Raw genomic sequence first — 2,172 nt, forward strand, 5'->3', positions numbered from 1 at the left:
AGGAGAATCAATGCGAAAACTGGCGCAATCCGGACAGATAGAGTAAAAATAGAGTTAGAGAAAAGCGAGAGATTAGTGGTGTCCGGTTAAACCGGAACTAGTGGCCGGAATCAGCGGAATACGCATTTATCTTGAATGTTTTCATTTTGTTCTAAACGAGATAAAAATTCACCTAATAATTCGGGACGTATAGTAGGCATGTTTTCAACTTGGTGTTTCTCAAATGAGTTGATCATTTTTGTTAGAGGATTAGCTGCTATGATATCGCTTGCTACAGCGTATTCCATTATTTGATTTAGGCTTTGGCAAATCCTTTTAATAGTTGATAGTTTGCCGTCGGTTTCTAATGGCCTGAGTGTTTCAATAGCATCACGTCGACTGATCTCACTTATAGGAAGTGCGCCTAAATGGTCGAATACGTACTTTTCCAATGTTCTCCAGGTTCGTTCTGCATGAAATGGGCTAACAGATTTACGTTTTCTTTCAAACCACATCGTTGTAACAGAAAGAAAGTTATCGCTGTGCTTACGTAGCTCTTCAATTCTCTTATCTTCTTTAAGGCGCTTAGGGTCTAAACCTTCCGCAATTTGTTTCCGATACTCTGCTGCTTCTAATTTGGCGGCTGCCAGTCGTAAAGAAGGATAGGTCCCCATCGAAACTTTAGTTACTTTACGCGTTACAGGGTGACGATATTTAAACTGCCAGGCTTTCGTTCCTCTTCCTTCACTGGAGCGTTTAGGTCGAATTCGAAGTTGTAAGCCTTCTTCAACAGTGTAGGTATATTCTTTGTCTTTGATCACGAGAGCTTTAATTGATGTATCGGTAATTCGTTTAGCCATATCATAATTACATAGATGAGAGAATAGAGACCATTGTATAGTAAATTAGTCTGGTGGGGTACCAGGTGGGGTACCAAAGTGTTGGATTGAAGTGGGATTTACTGAAATGTCTAGGGATGGTTGTTTTGTTTAAGCTGTTGATTTTTATGTGTTATTGGTATTTATTGGTTGTTCTTGAAACTTTAATTCAGGAGCCCCGGAAACCATTGAATGCTACTATTAACCATTTGAAAATATTACCTTTAATTTTTAGCTGTTTCATGTGGGGTACAAAGTGGGGTACATAAGATTTGATAAGGAAATCACAATACGTGTACTGTTTCGTCGCCACAATAAACTTTGATAAAGAGATCTTAACACTTTATAGGGTTAGCGTGAATCGAATAACAGGTGTGAAGGCGTAGAGAGTATTTAAAATAAACTTATAGGGACGATTGCGATGGATAAAGCAGATAGAAAGCAATCGAGCCCCTGTTTTTAGCTACGTCTTAATATGGCTCTAGTGATTGAGAGAAGTTTGCAGATCAAGGAGGTAGTTTTAAAATGAAGAGGTTCTGAAGTAACACACCGCTACAGTTTACAAAACTGAACAGGTGATGTTTGTGGCGAGTCATAGTTGTAAGCTATGATACTAACATGCGCTTTCATTGAACAACCATTCGGCTTTGTTGCGTAATTAAATTTAAAGATAGAACTACCTCGTTTCGCGTATTTCTTAATCAATACGACAAGTTTCAGGCATACCTAACCCAGTAAGCTTGTTCAACGCTTTTATCATCGCGTAAGTTTCCCCCACCTGTGCATTGTAATTTCTTAAGCTCAATCGTCCTCCTAGCAACTGTTTAACTCGATACATCGCTGTTTCTGACAATGAACGTTTGTGGTATCCATACCGCTCTTTCCAATACTTATTTGAGTCGTATAACTTCTAGCAACCCACGGCGAGATTTCGAGGATGACCACGCTCCCAGAAGGCTGCCCCTTCTCTTGGGGGAATAAGCGCAACGGCTCGCTTCATCTTAATAGCAGCATGACACGCTCTCGTGTCGTAAGCGCCATCACCAGACACCTCAAGGATGCTTCGACGTGTTTGTTTCAGTAGGTTCGGGAGTACTTCGCCATCTGTAACCGTTGATAAACTTAGCTCGGCGGCAATGATCTCATGAGTGCTCGTATCAACTGCAATATGCAGCTTTCGCCAGACTCTCCGCTTGCCATCCGTCCCGTGTTTTTTGACTTTCCATTCACCTTCGCCATAAACCTTAAGGCCAGTAGCATCAATGGCTAGATGCTGTATCGCTCCTCTCGTTTTAGTCTTAAATAAAACCTCAAC

General features: G+C 40.9%; 1 protein-coding gene and 1 pseudogene. Both read right to left on the reverse strand.

The window, feature by feature from the left end; genetic code table 11:
* Positions 1–110: 110 nt before the first annotated feature.
* Positions 111–839: a phage integrase central domain-containing protein gene (locus H5300_RS26385; protein WP_259397966.1), complete on the reverse strand. Its 729-nt coding sequence runs from the start codon at positions 837–839 to the stop codon at positions 111–113.
* A 715-nt stretch (positions 840–1,554) separates the two neighbouring features.
* Positions 1,555–2,172, reverse strand: a pseudogene (locus H5300_RS26390) (IS5 family transposase); the annotation flags it as partial.

The sequence above is a fragment of the Vibrio sp. SG41-7 genome (assembly GCF_014164465.1).
GTDB classification, from domain to species: domain Bacteria; phylum Pseudomonadota; class Gammaproteobacteria; order Enterobacterales; family Vibrionaceae; genus Vibrio; species Vibrio splendidus.

Bases quoted from the DNA above. Each gene is read 5' to 3' on its own strand.
- H5300_RS26385 (WP_259397966.1), bottom strand. From the start codon at position 839: ATGGCTAAACGAATTACCGATACATCAATTAAAGCTCTCGTGATCAAA.